Source organism: Pseudactinotalea sp. Z1748 (assembly GCF_049725185.1).
Lineage (GTDB): Bacteria > Actinomycetota > Actinomycetes > Actinomycetales > Beutenbergiaceae > CALKWS01.
In genome coordinates, this window is the sequence record NZ_JBMPQB010000002.1 from 482,902 (window position 1) to 499,839 (window position 16,938).

General features: G+C 66.8%; 22 protein-coding genes. 13 read left to right on the forward strand and 9 right to left on the reverse strand.

The window, feature by feature from the left end:
* Nucleotides 1–151: 151 nt before the first annotated feature.
* Genes ACO0LU_RS06575 through xseA form a run of 4 tightly spaced genes read right to left on the reverse strand, consistent with a single transcriptional unit; the run spans nt 152 to nt 3,497 of the window.
* Nucleotides 152–895 (reverse strand): carbonic anhydrase, encoded by a 744-nt coding sequence (locus ACO0LU_RS06575; RefSeq protein WP_424790599.1) that lies wholly within the window; start codon nt 893–895, stop codon nt 152–154.
* On the reverse strand, nt 892–1,863 hold the full coding sequence (locus ACO0LU_RS06580) for a carbohydrate kinase family protein (protein ID WP_424790600.1): 972 nt from the start codon (nt 1,861–1,863) through the stop codon (nt 892–894). Before ACO0LU_RS06580 ends, ACO0LU_RS06575 begins: the two co-directional genes overlap by 4 nt.
* Nucleotides 1,860–2,147, reverse strand: a complete 288-nt coding sequence (locus ACO0LU_RS06585) for an exodeoxyribonuclease VII small subunit (RefSeq protein WP_424790601.1) — start codon at nt 2,145–2,147, stop codon at nt 1,860–1,862. Before ACO0LU_RS06585 ends, ACO0LU_RS06580 begins: the two co-directional genes overlap by 4 nt.
* Nucleotides 2,148–2,174: 27 nt before the next feature.
* Nucleotides 2,175–3,497 (reverse strand): exodeoxyribonuclease VII large subunit, encoded by a 1,323-nt coding sequence (gene xseA / locus ACO0LU_RS06590; RefSeq protein ID WP_424790602.1) that lies wholly within the window; start codon nt 3,495–3,497, stop codon nt 2,175–2,177.
* 119 nt (nt 3,498–3,616) lie between these two features.
* Here xseA and ACO0LU_RS06595 point away from each other — a divergent pair, with 119 nt between their 5' ends.
* Nucleotides 3,617–4,618, forward strand: coding sequence for a 4-hydroxy-3-methylbut-2-enyl diphosphate reductase (locus ACO0LU_RS06595; RefSeq protein WP_424790603.1), 1,002 nt, complete (start codon nt 3,617–3,619; stop codon nt 4,616–4,618).
* Nucleotides 4,619–4,643: 25 nt separating this feature from the next.
* Here ACO0LU_RS06595 and rmuC read toward each other — a convergent pair whose 3' ends face one another.
* Nucleotides 4,644–6,257, reverse strand: a complete 1,614-nt coding sequence (rmuC, locus tag ACO0LU_RS06600) for a DNA recombination protein RmuC (protein ID WP_424790604.1) — start codon at nt 6,255–6,257, stop codon at nt 4,644–4,646.
* 163 nt (nt 6,258–6,420) lie between these two features.
* Between rmuC and ychF the strand changes: the two genes are divergently transcribed.
* From ychF to ACO0LU_RS06645, 9 genes are all read left to right on the forward strand, one after another.
* Nucleotides 6,421–7,506, forward strand: coding sequence for a redox-regulated ATPase YchF (gene ychF, locus ACO0LU_RS06605; RefSeq protein ID WP_424790605.1), 1,086 nt, complete (start codon nt 6,421–6,423; stop codon nt 7,504–7,506).
* Nucleotides 7,507–7,539: 33 nt separating this feature from the next.
* The gene (locus tag ACO0LU_RS06610) at nt 7,540–7,821 is read left to right on the forward strand and encodes a type II toxin-antitoxin system RelE/ParE family toxin (RefSeq protein ID WP_424790606.1); all 282 of its coding nucleotides are present in this window, start codon (nt 7,540–7,542) and stop codon (nt 7,819–7,821) included.
* Nucleotides 7,796–8,116, forward strand: coding sequence for a HigA family addiction module antitoxin (locus tag ACO0LU_RS06615; protein ID WP_424790753.1), 321 nt, complete (start codon nt 7,796–7,798; stop codon nt 8,114–8,116). The genes ACO0LU_RS06610 and ACO0LU_RS06615 overlap by 26 nt, the downstream gene beginning before the upstream one ends.
* Complete coding sequence (locus ACO0LU_RS06620) at nt 8,113–8,391, forward strand: hypothetical protein (protein ID WP_424790607.1); 279 nt, start codon at nt 8,113–8,115, stop codon at nt 8,389–8,391. The genes ACO0LU_RS06615 and ACO0LU_RS06620 overlap by 4 nt, the downstream gene beginning before the upstream one ends.
* Nucleotides 8,392–8,419: 28 nt before the next feature.
* Complete coding sequence (locus ACO0LU_RS06625; RefSeq protein ID WP_424790754.1) at nt 8,420–8,572, forward strand: DUF3024 domain-containing protein; 153 nt, start codon at nt 8,420–8,422, stop codon at nt 8,570–8,572.
* 52 nt (nt 8,573–8,624) lie between these two features.
* Nucleotides 8,625–9,209 (forward strand): ArsR family transcriptional regulator, encoded by a 585-nt coding sequence (locus tag ACO0LU_RS06630; RefSeq protein WP_424790608.1) that lies wholly within the window; start codon nt 8,625–8,627, stop codon nt 9,207–9,209.
* Complete coding sequence (locus ACO0LU_RS06635) at nt 9,200–9,883, forward strand: helix-turn-helix domain-containing protein (protein WP_424790609.1); 684 nt, start codon at nt 9,200–9,202, stop codon at nt 9,881–9,883. The genes ACO0LU_RS06630 and ACO0LU_RS06635 overlap by 10 nt, the downstream gene beginning before the upstream one ends.
* A 19-nt stretch (nt 9,884–9,902) precedes the next feature.
* Complete coding sequence (locus tag ACO0LU_RS06640; RefSeq protein WP_424790610.1) at nt 9,903–10,610, forward strand: nucleotidyl transferase AbiEii/AbiGii toxin family protein; 708 nt, start codon at nt 9,903–9,905, stop codon at nt 10,608–10,610.
* Nucleotides 10,611–11,034: 424 nt separating this feature from the next.
* Nucleotides 11,035–12,270, forward strand: a complete 1,236-nt coding sequence (locus ACO0LU_RS06645; RefSeq protein WP_424790611.1) for a glycosyltransferase — start codon at nt 11,035–11,037, stop codon at nt 12,268–12,270.
* Nucleotides 12,271–12,303: 33 nt separating this feature from the next.
* Here ACO0LU_RS06645 and ACO0LU_RS06650 read toward each other — a convergent pair whose 3' ends face one another.
* The 3 genes from ACO0LU_RS06650 to ACO0LU_RS06660 all read right to left on the reverse strand — a co-directional run bounded on the left by ACO0LU_RS06650 (nt 12,304) and on the right by ACO0LU_RS06660 (nt 14,259).
* On the reverse strand, nt 12,304–12,891 hold the full coding sequence (locus ACO0LU_RS06650) for a dihydrofolate reductase family protein (protein ID WP_424790612.1): 588 nt from the start codon (nt 12,889–12,891) through the stop codon (nt 12,304–12,306).
* Nucleotides 12,888–13,535, reverse strand: a complete 648-nt coding sequence (locus ACO0LU_RS06655) for a dihydrofolate reductase family protein (RefSeq protein ID WP_424790613.1) — start codon at nt 13,533–13,535, stop codon at nt 12,888–12,890. Before ACO0LU_RS06655 ends, ACO0LU_RS06650 begins: the two co-directional genes overlap by 4 nt.
* A 61-nt stretch (nt 13,536–13,596) precedes the next feature.
* The gene (locus ACO0LU_RS06660) at nt 13,597–14,259 is read right to left on the reverse strand and encodes a winged helix-turn-helix transcriptional regulator (protein ID WP_424790614.1); all 663 of its coding nucleotides are present in this window, start codon (nt 14,257–14,259) and stop codon (nt 13,597–13,599) included.
* 182 nt (nt 14,260–14,441) lie between these two features.
* Between ACO0LU_RS06660 and heR the strand changes: the two genes are divergently transcribed.
* From heR to ACO0LU_RS06675, 3 genes are read left to right on the forward strand one after another with little or no spacing between them, the layout of a single operon-like run.
* The gene (gene heR, locus ACO0LU_RS06665) at nt 14,442–15,212 is read left to right on the forward strand and encodes a heliorhodopsin HeR (RefSeq protein WP_424790615.1); all 771 of its coding nucleotides are present in this window, start codon (nt 14,442–14,444) and stop codon (nt 15,210–15,212) included.
* Between the two features lie 24 nt (nt 15,213–15,236).
* Nucleotides 15,237–15,524, forward strand: a complete 288-nt coding sequence (locus ACO0LU_RS06670) for a PD-(D/E)XK nuclease family protein (protein WP_424790616.1) — start codon at nt 15,237–15,239, stop codon at nt 15,522–15,524.
* Nucleotides 15,521–15,979, forward strand: a complete 459-nt coding sequence (locus ACO0LU_RS06675; protein ID WP_424790617.1) for a hypothetical protein — start codon at nt 15,521–15,523, stop codon at nt 15,977–15,979. Before ACO0LU_RS06670 ends, ACO0LU_RS06675 begins: the two co-directional genes overlap by 4 nt.
* A gap of 112 nt (nt 15,980–16,091) precedes the next feature.
* Here ACO0LU_RS06675 and ACO0LU_RS06680 read toward each other — a convergent pair whose 3' ends face one another.
* Nucleotides 16,092–16,667, reverse strand: coding sequence for a 1-acyl-sn-glycerol-3-phosphate acyltransferase (locus ACO0LU_RS06680; protein WP_424790618.1), 576 nt, complete (start codon nt 16,665–16,667; stop codon nt 16,092–16,094).
* Nucleotides 16,668–16,938 lie beyond the last annotated feature (271 nt).

The window sequence follows — 16,938 nt, forward strand, 5'->3', positions numbered from 1 at the left end:
TGTCGATGCGCACGCTGGCTGATTGCACCCCCATGCGCACCCCTAGGCATACTCCTGTCCGGGCACCGGCGGGGTAAATACGGGCATAACCGTTTGACAACAAATATGGAAAGGGCATTCCCGACAGGTGCTGAAATTTTCGGGATTGGGCCTAGTCGACCAAGCGCGCCCGGCCATCGGCCAAGTCGTATTCCACGCCAATGACGGCGCAGCGGCCCTCGGCGATGGCGTTCTCCAGGCTCAGGGAGTACGTGCGCAGCATCTGCACCGTGGCGCGGACATGCTGGCGGCGCAGGGCGTCGTCGTCGGGGATGTGGATCTGGCGCTGCAGGGCCGCATCCACTGGTGCTGCCCCCTCGTGCCCCCCGGATGGGGCGCCGGGCTCGGTCTCGGCGTACCCGGCCCCCACGTCGCCGGCGGCGGACGGTGGCGTATCAGGGCGGGAGGGCCGATCCTGCTGGCCGGGCATGACCAGGCTGGGAATCACCCGGTCCACCACCGCGCGCACGAAGCCGCCGGGCATCTTGCCCGTGGTGAGGGCGTCGATCGCTGCCTGCAGGGCTCCGCAGTGGTCGTGACCCAGGACCACCACCAGCGGCACTCCCAGGACGTCGACGCCGTACTCGATGGACCCGATCACGGTGGTGTCCACGACGTGCCCGGCGGTGCGCACCACGAACAGGTCACCGAGGCCGCGGTCGAAGATCAGTTCGGCGCCGACCCGGGAGTCGGAGCAGCCGAAGATCACCGCGAACGGGTGTTGGCGGACCGAGACCTCACGACGGTGGTCCACGCCCTGACTGGGGTGCGTCATCGTGCCTGCGACGAATCGATCGTTTCCCTCGCGCAGGGCCTGCCAGGCCGCTTCGGGGCTCACGGGTGCCTTGGGACTCATGCATCCTCCGCTCGTGGTGCTGGTGTGGATGTGCCGTGGCGGGCGAGCGACTGCTCCAACTCCTCGCGGCTGGGCGGGTTGGCTCCGGCACGGCTGACGGTGAGCGCGGCGGCCGCCGCGGCATGCGTCATCGCTGCCCGCAACCCGGTGGTACCGATGCGGTCCAGAGCGCGCCGACGGGACGCGCCGAGCAGGTCCGCCCGCCAGAGGGCATCGAGCAGGGCCGCCATGTAGGAGTCCCCGGCGCCGACGGTGTCCACCACGGACACCAAGGGGCTGGGAACCCTCACCTCCCCGGCGGCGCACAGGCCCACCGACTCCGAACCCCCACGGGTCACCACCACCAGTGCGGGTCCCCTGCGCGCCCAGTTCCGGGCGGAGGCGATCGGATCCTGTTCGGGGTAGAGCCAGGCCAGGTCCTCATCGGAGACCTTGACCACATCGGCGCAGGCCACCAGGGCCTCCATACGCTCCCGGGCCGGCCCCACCTCGCCCATGATGGTGGGCCGGACGTTGGGGTCGTAACTGACCGTGGCATGGGTGGCCCCGCCCTTGAGGAGGCGTGCCACCTCCTCCGCCCCCGGGGGCAGCGTCGCGGCGATGGACCCGGCGTGCAGCACCCGCACGTTCTCATCCACCGTGGTGGCAGGTACCCGCCACTGCAGATCGAAGGTGTACTGTGCCGCCCCGTCCGAGTCCAACCGGGCCAGCGCGGTGGAGGTGCGCTCGGCACCGTCGGAGCCCTGGGTCAGGTCCACGCCGGCGCCGGTCAGGTGGGCGCGCACCAACTCTCCGTGTGCGTCCGCGCCGAACCAGGTGGACAGCCTCACCGGGCGTCCCAAGCGGGAAAGGCCGATCGCGACGTTCGCCGGTGATCCACCGGGGTGCTCGATCACCTGCCCACCGGCGTCCCGGACCACATCGACCAGTGCCTCACCGACCACCAGTGCGCCCGGGGCAGCGCTCACTGATCGCCCTCCTCAGCCCCTGGGGCAGACGATTGGGCCGCGTCGGTTCCGTTCGCGTCGGGTTCGGCGGCGTGGTCCGCGCCGGCGGCGGCCAGTCGCTCCTTGGCCGCATCCAGCCAACCCTGGCACCGGTCGGCCAACGCCTCGCCCCGCTCCCACAGCGCCAGGGAGTCCTCCAGGGAGGCCGAGCCGTTCTCCAGGCTGGCTACCACCTGGATGAGTTCGTCGCGGGCCTGCTCATAAGACAGGGTGTTCACGTCGGGACGTCGGGTGGGATCGGTCACGGCACTATCCAATCAGGTCGGTGCGAGTCAGTGTGAGTCCGCCGGCGCCAGCGAGGAGTCGGCGGGCTCGGCGGCCACGGCCACTTGGCCGCTCGTCGTCTCCTCGATCGCCGCCACGTCCAGGCGCAGTGCCCCGCTGGCTACCCGGGCGTGCAGCTCCTGCCCGACCTCGACGGCCCCGGCATCGCGCACCACCTGGCCGCTGCTGGTCCGAAGGACTGCGTATCCGCGATTCAGGGTGGACTGGGGGGAGAGCGCGCGCAGGCTCGCCCGGGCGGTGTGCAGGTCCGCTTGGGCCTGGGCGAGCGCATGCCGGATGGCCTGGCGCGCGTCGCGCCGCGCACGCTGCAGGCCCTCCAGGCGGGGGGTGATGATCGAGGTGGGGTCAGCCAGCACCGGGCGGGCCCGGACATTGGTCAGGTGTGCGCTCTCCTTCTCCAGGCGTTGGGCCAGACAGCGCCGCATCTGCTTGCGAGCGTCAACGATCCGGGAGAGTTCGGCAGCCACGTCCGGCACCACGCGCTTGGCCGCCGCCGTGGGGGTGGAGGCGCGGTAGTCGGCGATCAGGTCCAGCAATGGGGTGTCGGTCTCGTGCCCGATAGCCGAAACTACCGGCGTGGTGGCTGCCCCGACCGCGCGCACCAGGGACTCGTTGGAGAAGGGCAGCAGGTCCTCCACGGACCCGCCACCGCGGGCGATGATGATCACCTCGACGTCCTCACGAGCGTCGAGTTCGGCAACCGCTGCGCTGACCTCGGGTACGCAGTTGGGGCCCTGCACCGCGACTTCGCGGATCTCGAAGCGCACATGCTCCCACCGGGCGCGGGCGTTGACGAGCACGTCGTGCTTGGCCTTGGCATCGCGTCCGCAGATCAGTCCGATCCGCGCCGGCAGGAACGGCAGCGGATGCTTGCGCTCGGCATCGAAGAGCCCCTCAGCGGCGAGGATTTTCTTCAGGTGCTCGATCCTGGCGAGCAGTTCTCCCACCCCGATGGCGCGGATGTCCTGGGCCCGCAGGCTGAGCGTGCCCTTCTTGATCCAGAAGTTCGGCTTGGCGTGCACCACCACGTGCGCACCTTCGGCCACCGGGGCGGCGACGGAGGCGAGCAAGCGCTTGAGCATGGTCACGTTCAGGGACATGTCCACATCGGTGTCCCGCAACGTCAGGTAGGCGGTGGCGGAGGAATTGTGCTTGTTCAGTTGAACGATCTGTCCCTCGACCCACACCGGCGCCATCCGATTGACGTACTCGGCGATCTTGGTCGACAGCACCCGCACCGGCCAGGGGTGTTCGGCGGTGGTGTCCAGGGCCTTGGGGGGCAGGGCGCCGGGGTCGGGGGAGGTGCTCATGGTCCTAGCCTGCCCCATCCGGGTGACAGTCGGAGCAACGGCAGCACCGATGGCAGCGGCGTCCTGTGTCGGTGGGGCGGACACATGACGATCACTGCGGTGCCACCTAGACTGGAGGTGTGTCTGTGACCAAGCGTGTGCTGCTCGCCGCTCCTCGTGGCTACTGCGCGGGCGTCGACCGGGCAGTCGAAGCGGTCGAGCGGGCGCTGGAGCACCACGGCGCTCCGATCTATGTGCGCAAAGAGATCGTGCACAACAGGTTCGTGGTGGAGACCCTGTCCGAACGCGGCGCGATCTTCGTCGACGAGACCGATGAGGTCCCCGAAGGCGCCCGGGTGGTCTTCTCCGCCCACGGGGTCTCGCCGGCGGTGCACGCCGAGGCTGCCGCGCGCAATCTGGCCACCATCGATGCCACCTGCCCGTTGGTGACGAAGGTGCACAAGGAAGCGGTGCGCTTCGCTCGGAGGGACATGGACATCCTGCTCATCGGCCACGACGGCCACGAAGAGGTCGAGGGCACCGCCGGTGAGGCGCCGGAGCACGTCCAGTTGGTCGACGGCCCGGACGCGGTGGACTCGGTAACCGTGCGGGACCCGGAGAACGTCGTGTGGCTGTCCCAGACCACGCTCTCGGTTGATGAGGTGATGGAGACTGTGCGCCGGCTGCGTGAGCGGTTCCCTGCGCTCCAGGACCCGCCCAGTGATGACATCTGCTACGCCACCCAGAACCGGCAGGTGGCGGTGAAGAAGATCGCCCCACGGGTCGACGTCATGATCGTGGTCGGCTCGGCCAACTCCTCCAACTCCGTGCGCCTGGTCGAGGTGGCCCTGGAGGCGGGGGCGGGCGCGGCCTACCGGGTGGACCGGGTCCGGGAGTTGCAGGACGAGTGGCTCGAGGGTGCCGCCACGGTCGGAGTGACCTCTGGCGCCTCGGTCCCGGAGATTCTGGTGCGCGAGGTGATCGAGCGACTCGATGCGCTCGGTTTCTCCGACGTCGAAGAGGTGCGGACCGCCACCGAAGACCTGATGTTCTCCCTACCCAAGGAGTTGCGGGCGGACCTGAAGAAGGCCGGGAAACTCCAACGCGGCCACCGCCCGGAGTTGCAGGTCAACGCCTCCTGAGAGGCCGCCGCGGCGTTCGGTGCGCTCAGGCGATCGCGGTTTCGGTGTCGCCGCCGGCGTGTTGCTCCTCGCCGTTCTCATGTGCAAGTTTCTTCGCGACTGCGTCAGCGGATTCGACAAGTTTCGTTGTCTCATCGGCCCCGTCCAGATGCCGCTGTTGCGCTTCCTCATCAGCGGCGGAGGCATAGAGGTCCTCCTTGTGCGCCGCCACGGCGAGTACTTCCAGTGGTGGGGGTACCTCGAAGGAGTCCTCCAATCCCTGGAGACCGGAGAACCGCCGGACCTGGGGCACCAGCCGGGAGTCCAATGAGGCGTTCATCTTGTTGAAGGCGTCCACGGTGCTGTTCAGGCTGCGGCTGAGTTTCTGCAGGTGCTCGCCGAAGGTGGCCAGCCGCTTGTGCAGTTCCCGGCCCACGGTGAAGACCTGCTGGGCCTCGGCGGCGAGCAGCTCCTGGCGCCAGGTGTAACCCACGGTTCGTAGCAGTGCGACCAGCGTGGGCGGGGTGGCGATGACCACGTTCTTGCCGAAGGCGTGTTCCAGCAGGGTGGGGTCCTGCTCCAGCGCCGCGTTCAGGAAGGCCTCGGCCGGAACGAACATCACGGTGAACTCCGGGCTGCCGCTGATGTGCTCCCAGTAGGCCTTGGAGTCCAGATCGTCGATGTGCTTGCGCAGGTGCCGGGCGTGGGCCTTGAGCCGTTCGGCGCGGACCGATTCCTCGCGGGCCTCCATCGCTTCGAGGTAGCCGTTGAACGAGACCTTGGAGTCCACCACGATCTGCTTGTCCCCGGGTAGTTTCACCACCAGGTCCGGGCGCAGCGCCCCGCCGTCGAGTTGGTCCTGCTCGGTGAAGTCGACATGTTCGACCATTCCGGCAGCCTCGACCACGCGCCGTAGTTGCAGCTCACCCCAACGCCCGCGAACCTGCGGCGCACGCAAGGCGGTCACCAACTGTCCGGTCTCGGTGCGCAAGGAGTCGGAGGACTCGCGCATTGCCTGGACCTGCTGGTCAAGTGCGGTGTGGGCGGCGAGCCGGGCCTTCTCCGCGGACGTCATCTCGGCCTTCACCTCGCCCAGGGTCCGCTGCAACGGTTCCACCAGCGATTTGATGGCCTCCTCGCGCTTGGCCAGTTCGGAGACGCTGGACTCTTCGGCACGTTTGAGCCGCTCCGCAGCCTGCTGCAGGAACGACTCGGAGTTCGCCGCCAATGCCTTGCGCGAGAGTGCTTCGAACTCGTCGGCCAACCGTTTGGTGTCCGCGCGCATCTCCTCCACCCGCTGGGTTGCGGCGGCGCGCTCGGCGCGCAGTTGCTCGGTGAGTTCCCGCTCCCGGTCAGCGAGACGCTGGGCCAACTCCTGCTCCCGCGCAGCCAGCCGTTGTGCGGCTGTGTCTCGCTCCTCCTCCAGGCGAGCAGCGGCGTCGGACCGCTCGGTCTGGAGTCGTTCAACTGCGCTGTCTCGTTCAGCCCGGACCTGCTGATCGTGCATCTGCCGCACCGCGGCCAACTCACGTTCTGCGGCCACCGCGCGGGCATTGAGTTGCCCGCTCTGGGCGGCGGCTCGCTGACGCGCCACCAAGAACCCGCCGGCAGTGCCTAACAGGAGCGCCCCGACGATCAACAGCACGTGTGTGAACTCCATGCCCCCAGGCAACCACGAGCCACTGACATCGGGGCACCGACCGGCCGCAGACCCCTCACTTCGCCGTGGATCCGCTCCTACGGCAGGTACGCGCCGTCGTCGTTCATCGTCTGCATCACACCGGGGCCGCCGGTGCTGTTGCCGGCAAGTAGAATCACCCCACGTGGCCCTCACTATCGGAATCGCCGGCCTGCCCAACGTTGGCAAGTCCACCCTGTTCAACGCGCTGACCCGCGCGACCGTCCTGGCTGCGAACTACCCGTTCGCCACCATCGAGCCGAACATCGGCGTAGTGCCGCTGCCCGATGAGCGCCTCGGCGTCCTGGCAGAGATCTTCGGGTCCGAGCGGATCCTGCCCGCCACGGTCTCCTTCGTGGACATCGCCGGCATCGTCAAGGGCGCCAGCGAAGGGGAGGGTCTGGGGAACAAGTTCCTCGCCAACATCCGCGAAGCCGAGGCGATCTGTCAGGTCACCCGCGCCTTCGCCGATCCCGACGTGGTGCACGTGGACGGCAAGGTCTCCCCGGCTGATGACATCGAGACCATCAACACCGAACTGATCCTCGCCGACATCCAGACCCTGGAGAAGGCGATGCCGCGGCTGGAGAAGGAGGTGCGCGGCAAGCGGATCGAGGCCGAGGTGCTCGACGCCGCCCAGGGCGCCCTGGCGCTGCTGGAGACCGGCGTGACGATCTCCGCCGGTGGGGCTGCCGCCGGACTGGACCCGCAGGTGATCGCCCAGTTCGGGCTGATGACCGCCAAGCCGTTCATCTACGTGTTCAACACCGACGATGAGGGTCTGGCCGACACCGAGATGCAGGAGCGGCTGCGCGAGGTGGTCGCACCGGCCCAGGCGATCTTCCTGGACGCCAAGTTCGAGGCTGAACTGGTGGAGTTGGAGCCGGATGAGGCGGCCGAGATGCTCGCCGAGTCCGGGCAGGCCGAGTCCGGATTGGACCAACTCGCACGGGTCGGATTCGACACCCTCGGGCTGCAGACCTACCTGACGGCCGGGCCCAAGGAGGCCCGGGCCTGGACCATCGGTAAGGGGTGGACCGCGCCTCAAGCCGCCGGTGTGATCCACACCGACTTCCAGAAGGGTTTCATCAAGGCCGAGGTGGTCTCCTTCGAGGACCTGGTGGCGGCCGGGTCGATGGCTGAAGCCAAGGCCCGCGGTCAGGTGCGCATCGAGGGTAAGGACTACGTGATGGCCGACGGCGACGTGGTGGAGTTCCGGTTTAACGTCTAGCGTTATTGACGCCTCCCGGTAGAGAATGGTCTCGTGATCAGATCGTTCGGCAGTAGAGACACCGAGCGCATCTGGCACGAGCAGTACGTCAAGCGCGTTGATCGCGCGGTGCAGCGGGCTACCCTGCGGAAGCTCGAACTCATCCACGCGGCGAAGGATGTCGAGGACCTCCGGATTCCCCCTGGTAACCGGCTGGAGCGGCTTGCCGGCAATCGTCGTGGGCAGCACAGCATCCGTGTGAACGCGCAGTGGCGAATCTGCTTCGTCTGGAGAGATGGAGGTGCGGAAGATGTCGAACTCGTCGACTACCACTGAGACCGACCTGATCGAACCGATCCATCCAGGAGAGATCCTGATGGAAGACTTCATCGAGGGCTTCGGGATCACGCAGAACAAGGTCGCCGTGTCGATCGGAGTGCCGCCGCGGCGGATCAACGAGATCGTGCATGGCAAGCGAGGGATCACGGCGGATACGGCGATCCGCCTGGCGCGCTTCTTCGGTACGTCCGAGGAGTTCTGGATGAATCTGCAGTCGAACTACGAGTTGCGCTTGGAGCGTCGCGCTCTGCGGGAGAAGGTCGCTGCCATCACGCCGCTCGAGGTGGCATGAGCGGCCGGTGGACGGCGCAACGGGATGATCCCGTGCCGGACGATGTCGCGCGGTTGCTCGCCACCGTCCCGGACTGGTTCGGGCAGCCGGAGGCGAATGCGGAGTACGTCGAGGCGGCCCGGAGCAAAGAGACCTGGACCGTCCGCGACCGCTGCGACGTCGTCATCGGCGTGACCTTGGTCGACCGCCACTTCGCCCATGTCGCGGAGATCCACTTCACGGTCTCGACCGCTCGGTGCACGGCATGTTGCGCAGCAACTGCGGGGAAGTGCTGAGACGTAGCTGTCACGTCAGCCGCACACGCTGCGCTATACGAAGTCGACCGGCCTGTGGGAAGTCTCCTGGCGCGACTGCGACCTCAAGTTCCACGAGTACAAGCCCGAGCCCCCGACCAAGAACGTCCAGGAGCTCCTGAGCCACATCGATAGCGATGGGCGACCCGATCTTCTGGGGTGACCCGGACGCCTAGGAGTTGACTGTCGATATAGTGGAGGATAACATCAGGTATATGAGAACTGAGGCGCCGCTCCTAGCGCCGATCTTTCGGTCCGACGGTCAGGCGCGCTTGCTCTCCACCCTGTTGCTCACAGGCGATGAGTTGAGTATCACCGATCTGGCTATACGGGCCGGCCTGGCCTACCCGACCGCGCACCGCGAGGTCGCGCGGCTGCTGGAGGCCGGCATCCTGAGCGAGCGACAGGTGGGCCGCACAAGGCTGATTTGCGCCAACCACGAGAGCCCGCTGGTGCGCCCTTTGCGCGAGATCCTCATGGTCGCGACCGGCCCGGTGGTGATCCTGGCCGAGGAGTTTGCCCACATCGACCGGATCGAGTCGGCGTTCCTGTACGGCTCCTTCGCCGCCCGGATGCTCGGGGATGCCGGTCCGGCACCGCACGACATCGACGTCATGGTGATCGGTGAGCCTGACGTCGATGCCGTCTACGAGGCGTGCACCCGGGCGGAGGCCGCGGTGCGCCGACCCGTGAACCCGACGATCCTCACTCCCGAGGAGTTCGCGGCGTCCTCCGGGTTCCTGGACGACGTGCGCAGCGGCCCGGCGGTCGCCGTGATCGGCGAGCTGCCATGGCGCTGACCCCACTCACCCCCGTCCAGCAGGCGACGATCCTCGCCTTGGTCGAAGCGCGACGCCTCGACGTCGTGCCCGCCGACGTCGCACGTGCCACCTCCTTCCTGCGTCAGTCCGAAGAGCGGCTGAACCAACTGCCGCTGCTCACCAGAACCGAGAGGGCATTCAAAACGTTTCTCATTATTGACTTAGAGGATCAAATGACTAAAATGAGAAACATGCCAGCCCCTAGCCCGTACACGAGCCCCGAGCAACAGGCGGACCTCGAACGCCTAGGCGCCCGGCTGCGCGAACGTCGAAAGGCCCTCGGTGTCACGGTAGTCGCCTGTGCCGAAGCTGCTGGCGTTTCGCGTGTCACCGTGCACAGGATCGAGGCAGGCAACCCCTCGGTCACGATCGGCGCCTACATCAACGTTGCAGCCGCACTCGGACTTCACCTCGTCGTCCCGATCCTCGACGCGCCAGCAGCAGAACCGGCGACGATCACGGTCGGCGACTACCCCGGCCTGCGCACCCTGGCATGGCAGACCGACGCCGGCACCACCATCACCGAGACGGAGGCACTCAACCTCTACGAACGCGGCTGGCGACACCTCAACCAGGAAGCCCTCACCGATCACGAGAAGGCGTTCATCCAGCACCTCGCGGACACCTACAGCAACGGGAGGCTCCTTGTTTAGGCGGCTGCACCACCAACAGGTGGCTGAGGTGCTGTCGATCCTGGACGCACCGCTCCTGGCAGAGCACAACTGCTGGTTCGGAGGCGGCACCGCGATCGTCCTCGCCAACGGTGAGTTCCGCGAATCGGTCGACATCGACTTCCTGGTCTCCGACCCGAAGTCCTACCGAGAACTGCGCCAGCTCGTCAAGGACTATGGGCTCGACGCTCTGGCTACACGCGAACTGGACCTGGGTCGAACACCCTCTGTTGACGGCTATTGCATCAGGACCTCGGTGCTCGTTGCGGGGATTGCGATCAAGTTCGAGATCGTCCATGAAGGCCGCATCGACCTCGATACTCCCTCCCCGGACGATGAGATCTGCGGGTTACGGATCCTGACGCGAACCGACCAGGTCGCGACCAAGCTGCTCGCAAACGACGACCGCTGGGCAGACACGTCGACGTTCAGCCGCGATCTCATCGACCTGGCCATGATGAAACCCGACACCGCCGCACTGAAGGCCGGCGCGCGCAAGGCAGTCGATGCATACGGCAAGGCGGTTGGCGAGAGCCTCAACAAAGCAGTCATCTACCTCCAGGATCGCCCGCAACGTCTCGACGGATACATCCGAGCACTCAAAATTGACGCGCCCCGAGCAGTTGTCTGGCAGAGCATCCGCGATCTTTCCGCAAGATGCGCGAAGATCGAAGATCGAAGGTCTAGGTCGGGGCTCGGACTAGCCTGAGTCATGTCGGCGAGTCCGCGACGAATGACCTTAGGGTCTCCGACCGTCCAGCGGTCCGCAAACAGTCCGCAAGAAGTCACGCGGAGCCCGTTTCTGACCAACGGTTGCAAACGACTCGTAAGCCCCCGGCCCGAGATGCACTCACGATAGGACCGGCGTCACGGTATCGGGCCGGGCACGTCACCGTCACGTGTGATGAGCGACAGCACGCATCCAATGGGGCAACTGCCCAAGAACGGCACCGTGCCCCGACGCCTCGAGTGAGCGCACGCCGGCCGTCGGCACTAAAGCGGCGAGTCGCTCCGCGTGATGAGCGGGGATGACGCGGTCGGACGCCCCAGGGCGCGACGAGTGCGCGCGAGGGCAGTCCCCGTGGTCGCGTAGCGTTGGCAGCGATCCGAAGCACGCTGGAGGTGCCGCCCCCGTGAGCACGATCGTCTTCTGTCCGATCACCTTCAACCTCGCCGAGGTGACGCGGATGATCGAGGTCGCCCGGGCGTTGGATCCCCGGCACCGTGCCGTCTTCCAAGGCTATGAGCAGGACTTCGCGTCTCTCATCATCGACGCGGGTTTCGAGTATCGCCCGAGCGAACCCTCATTCACCGAAGTGCAGCGCCGGCAGGCGCTGCGTTTCGATCAAGGCAAGACGCTGAGATCTCCCTTCACCGACGAACTGGTCGCAGCGCGGGTGGACGCCGAGAGGCGTCTGATCCGCGAGGTGGATGCCGCGGCCGTGGTCATCGGCACGAATCCGACCTCGATGATCTCAGCGCGTGCCGAGAAAGTACCCCTGTTCTATCCCGTCCCGTTCGCTCTGACCCGACCACAGGTCGAGCAGGTTGGTCGGATCGGTCTTGTTCGCGGGACGGGCACCGTCGCCCGGGTTGCCGACACTGTCGCGACCCGTCTGTTGCGCTGGGCGTACAACCACGCGCCCCTCGCGCCGAGGGCCTTCGCACGAGTCGCGGTCGCCAACGGGCTGGCACCGCTTCGCACAATCGCGTCGCTACTCGAGGCGGACCACAACCTTCTCACCGTCATGCCGTGGGAATTGGAGGGCTTCTCGCTGCCACCGGGCTATGCGCGAGTCGGCCCGATCTTCGCGCATCTCGACGGCGAACTCCCGCCGATCGTCGCCGAGCTCGCCGCGGAGGAGCGACCCCTTGTCTACCTGGGTCTGGGATCGTCGGCGCACCGCGGCCTCGCTTTGGCCGCGGCGGCCAGGCTCGGTGAATTGCCCGTGAATGTCGTTGCGCCGATACGGCACTATCTCGATCCCGATGACCGTTTGCCCGCGAACGTTCACGTCACCGACCTCCTTCCCGCCCACCGCCTCGGCGGATTCGTCGACGCCGCCGTGCTGCACGGCGGCCAGGGAACCGTGCAGACGGCGTGCGCAACCGGCATCCCCTTCGTGGGGCTCGGGCTCCAGCCGGAGCAGGTGTGGAATATCGACCAGTGCGTCGCGCAGGGTAATGCGATTGCACTCTCTCCGAAACAAGCCGGCACACGAAATCTGGCGGATGCCGTTGAACGGATCCTCGCCGATGAGCGCGTGCGTGCGTCGGCTGACCGCGTCGCGCAGGCATTCCGCGCCGAGGACGGTGGTGCCGCCGCGGCGCGATACGTCGAAGCGCAGATCGCCTCGATCGAGCGTTGAGGCCTCTGGCCGTACCCTGTCGTGACTGGCGGTTCAGGGCCGCCGGGGCCGGTACTTCAGGTGCGTTACCCCGGGGCCTTCGGCCACCCGGATGATGTCCAGTTCCACCGGAGCGTCCCGACCGCTCTCGAACAGACGGCGTCCCTGGTGCAGCAGGACGGGGACCAGGTGGATCTGGAGTTCCTCCAGCAGGCCGGATTGCAGGCCCTGTTGAATGGCGCCCCCGCCGTGCAGTCCTACGGCCTTGCCGGCGGCGGCTGCGGTCGCCCGCTGTACGGCGGCTTCGAAGCCGTCGGTCACGAAGTGGAAGGTGGAGCCTTCGCGCACATCGTCGGGGCGAGCGTGATGGGTCAGGACGAAGATCGGCATCTCGAATGGCGGGTGGTGCCCCCAGATGGCCTCGGCGTGCTGGTAACTGTCATGCCCCATCACCAGGGCGCCGGTGCGGTCGAACTCCGGGCCCAGCACGTCGTCGGCGGTCAGTTGGTTCCTGTCGGCGACGTCGTGAGCGAACCAGCCGTGTAACGACTCCCCGCCGCTGCCCATCGGGCTCTCCGGGTCCGGGTCCGGGCCGGTGTAGAACCCGTCAAGGGAGACGCTCAGGTTGGCGATGACGGTCATGCTTGTGCTCCGACCTGGGCGGGTTCAGGAACGACGGCGTCGCGCCCGGCCACCACGGCGGCCCGCAGTGAGTTGTCAAACTCCTGCGGGGACATCTCCACGGACAGGACGCCGCTTTCCGTCACCGTGCTGTGCTGCAGCTGAAGGCCGTAGGCGGGACCGTCCCCGTCGAACAGGCCGGCGCCGCGGCCCACGACGACGGGGGCGATCAGGAAGCGGTAGATGTCGATCAACCCGGCCTCGTGCAGAGTGCGGGCCAGCCGGATGCTTCCGTGAACCTGCAGTTCACGATCGTCGTCGGCTTCCTTGAGTCGTCCGATGTCATCGAGGAAGCCGGAGCCCAGCGGCGTGCTGGTGTCGGCCCAGGTGGCACCCAGCGCCGAGGAGGTCACCACGTACTTGTGCCGGTGGTTGATGCGATCGGCGACGGCGTCCGCGGGGTCGGTGACATGGGGCCAGTGGGTCGTGAAGGTGTCGAAGGTACGCCGTCCCAGCAGCAGGGCGCCGCAGCGCTCGTACCACCCATTGACTGCCTCGCCGCATCCATCGTCGAAGACGGGCATGAGCCAGCCTCCGCGGTGGAACTCCCCGCGCGTGTCCTCCTCCGCGCTGCCCGGACCTTGGCTGACCCCGTCAAGGGTCATGAAGAGATTAACGCTCAATTTCATGGTGCATGCCTTTCTGTGGCTTGACTGGTTTGGGGGATCAGGGAATGCCGGCGGTATCGGCCAGCGGGACATGGAAGGCGCGGATGAAGTCGTCGAAGGCGGCAGGAGGTCCGGTGTGGCGGACGGCCCCGGAACTCAGCGCATCAGCGGGTGTCATTCGGCCGGCGAGCAGCAGGCGAAGTTGCGGGCCGGCACGGATCGTCAGGTCGGGCGGGCCACCGGGTTCGCCTTCGCCGACGATGGCCCGGTCGGGTTCAACAATCGCCCAGGCGCTCGCAGGACCGGCATGGACCGCGTACGTCGTCGCGACCCTCACCGCACCGGGGCGGAAGGCTGCCCGCAGGGCCGCCGCTAGCGAGGCATCGGTAATCACGTCGTCGTCGGCCGGTGAGACCATCGTCGCCGCTCCCCATCTCCCGATCGCATCAAGGATGGGCAGGAGTCCATGTCCGTGCGGGGTGAGTCCGTAGAGCACACCCCCACCCGGCCGGTCCTGCGCCGTGCGGTGAATGACGCTCGCCGACTGCAACTCACGCAGTCGCGTGGTCAGCACACTGGTCGGAATTCCCGGTAAGCCTTCCAGCAAGTCCTTGAACCGGCGAGGTCCGATGCTCAGGTCGCGCAGGATGAGCAACGACCAGCGCTCACCCAGCACACCTCCTGCCTTGGCAAGGCCGCAGAACTGGCCGTAATCCTTCATGACTTCATATTACGAAGTGCACTCCAGAAAAACAAGTAACGTGTCCGTTGGGGCGCGGTTCCGCTTGTGGCGAGAGGTCGGGGAGGTCGTCGTCGTGACCGGCGCCGAGGTCTCAACTGCCCTGCAGTCCCACGTGGAACTCACTACGGTGGTGTGAATACTGTCCAACGATCGGCTCAACGATGACGACAGCGATCGACTCAAGCCGCTATACCGGCCTACGCAGGTACAACATCATTGCCGCGGTCGTGCACGCGGCCCAGGCGGTCGCGGTGGTGCTGCTCGCGACCGACTTCACTCTGCCGATCACCGCCAGTTACCTCGCCGGTCCGCCCGGCAGCCCCCCGGGTGAGGCGGTCACGCTGTGGGACGTCCCGATTCCGCTGGCGATCGCGACGTTCCTGGTTCTGTCTGCGCTGTTCCACGTCATCGTGGCCTCCCCACCATTCTTCGGCCGCTACCGAGCGGGACTGGCGCAGGGCCACAACTACTTCCGCTGGGTGGAGTACGCGCTATCCAGTTCGCTGATGATCGTGATCATCGCCCAGTTGGTCGGCATCTCCGACGTGGTGGCGCTGGTGGCGCTGTCCGGCGTCAACGCCTCGATGATCCTGTTCGGCTGGCTGCAGGAGCGCTACCACCAGCCGGGCGACGGCGGCTGGCTGCCGTTCATCTTCGGCTGCATTGCCGGGGTGGTGCCCTGGGTCGGCATCGTCATCTACACACTCGCGCCAGGCTCTACCACTGGGGCCGAGCCCCCCGGTTTCGTTTACGGGATCATCATCTCGCTGTTCCTCTTCTTCAACGTGTTCGCGTTGGTGCAGTGGCTCCAGTACCGCCCGGTCGGCCGGTTCCGCGACTACCTACTGGGGGAGCGGCTCTACATCACGCTCAGTCTCACCGCCAAGTCCGCACTCGCATGGCAGATCTTCGCCGGCACCCTCGCCGCCTGAGCCCGTGGCCCGAGGACCAACGACATGAAGGACTTCGTCACGTCGCTTCTGCCCGCGCTGTCGGGGAGTTTGGCCGAGCAGTTCAACATCTTTCGGGTCATGCACCACGGCACGCACGAGAAGCAACTCTCCAACGTTTTCGCCTGGCTCTTGACCCCCGATTCGACCCATCAGCTCGGGGACACCTCTCAACGGATCTTTCTCGAGAGAGTCAATGCCGCGTTGCCGAACGACGGGCACATGCTTTCATCCAGGTTATGTGCGAGAGCGGGGAGTCGGCGCGGTACGGGCATCGGCCTCGGGACGGGGTGACGCAGGAGTTTGCCAACCTCGTGGCCGAGCATGCACGGCGGCAGTTCGAGGAGAGCCTGAAGACGCTCGCGAACGTGAAGGCCGGGCTGCGGAGTTTCGCTCGGTCGACCCTGATGGCGCAGGTGAATGCGAGAGTCGAGCGGGGGCGAATTGAGAAGGTCGTGACGCGGTTCGTCGGCCAGTGGGAGTGGTGCATCGAGTTGCAACGCGCCGATGGGCAGCCTGCCATCTTCCTTGAGTTCAGACCCACCGTGGTCGTCGAGAATGAGCGCGTGCCGGTGCCGATTGGTGAACCCGACTACTCCCGTGTATTCGTGACTCTTGAAAACGCCGAACGGGAAAGCATTGCGCGGATCGTGCAGACCGACGTGCGTCTTGCCGAGGTCATCGACGGACTGTCGCGGGACGATTGCCGACTGCGGGACGCCGTGCTGGCGGTGGAACTCGGAACTTGACGGGAGTCCAGGCGGATTCATCTAAGGCATCACAGCCCATTGGGTGGCCTGATCGAGGTGCTGAGCCGACCGCCCCGGCCAGCGCAGCACGGTGGCAGCGGTCCATTCGGGGTCATCCGGTCCCGGTCTCATCCCGCAGCCGTGGTTCGACCCGGTGCTCAGGCCGCACCCCGGACTTGTAGGCGTAGAAGTCACGGATCCGGTCCATGTCCTTGGCGACATCACCGGTCAACTCGAAGGTCGGCCCCAGGCCGGTGGTCATGGTGGTGCGATCGACGTAGCCAAGGGTCACCGGCATCCCCGTCTCCCGGGCGATGCGGTAGAACCCCGACTTCCAGTGCGTGTGCCCGCTGCGGGTCCCATCGGGGGTGACCACGAGCCCGAACACCTCACCGGCGCGGACCCGCTGGACCACCTCACCCACCACGCGGCTGGGGTCGGACCGGTCCACGGGAATGCCGCCCAGTGCGCGCATGATCGGGCCCCGCCAGCCTCGGAACAGACTTTTTTTGCCCAACCAGCGCACGTCGACGCCCAACCGCCAGGCGATGCCCAGCATGAACGCGAAGTCCCAGTTGGAGGTGTGCGGGGCGCCGATGAGGATGGTGGGGCGGTCCGGCGCGGGAGAGGTGGACAGTCTCCACCGGCTGAGTGACCAGAACGCGCGGGCCACGAGGCGTCGAAGCATGGTCCTACGCTAGATGGTCCCTGATCCGTTGGCCCGCGCGCGTGATGCAGCCCACCAGCGGCCACGAAGTGCCGAGGTGGTCGCTCGGTTGTCCGGGTCAGGCCGCTCGAAGAAGTCGAACCGGATGTCCTTGGGCATCACGTGCACGGCCCTTGAAGTCCGGATCTCCGGTGACCTTGTGCGACGCGTCGGCGGGCACCACGAGGGCATCGCCGGGTGCCAGGTCGTGCCGGTCCTCAGCGAACTCAATGGTGCATCGCCCCTCAGTGGC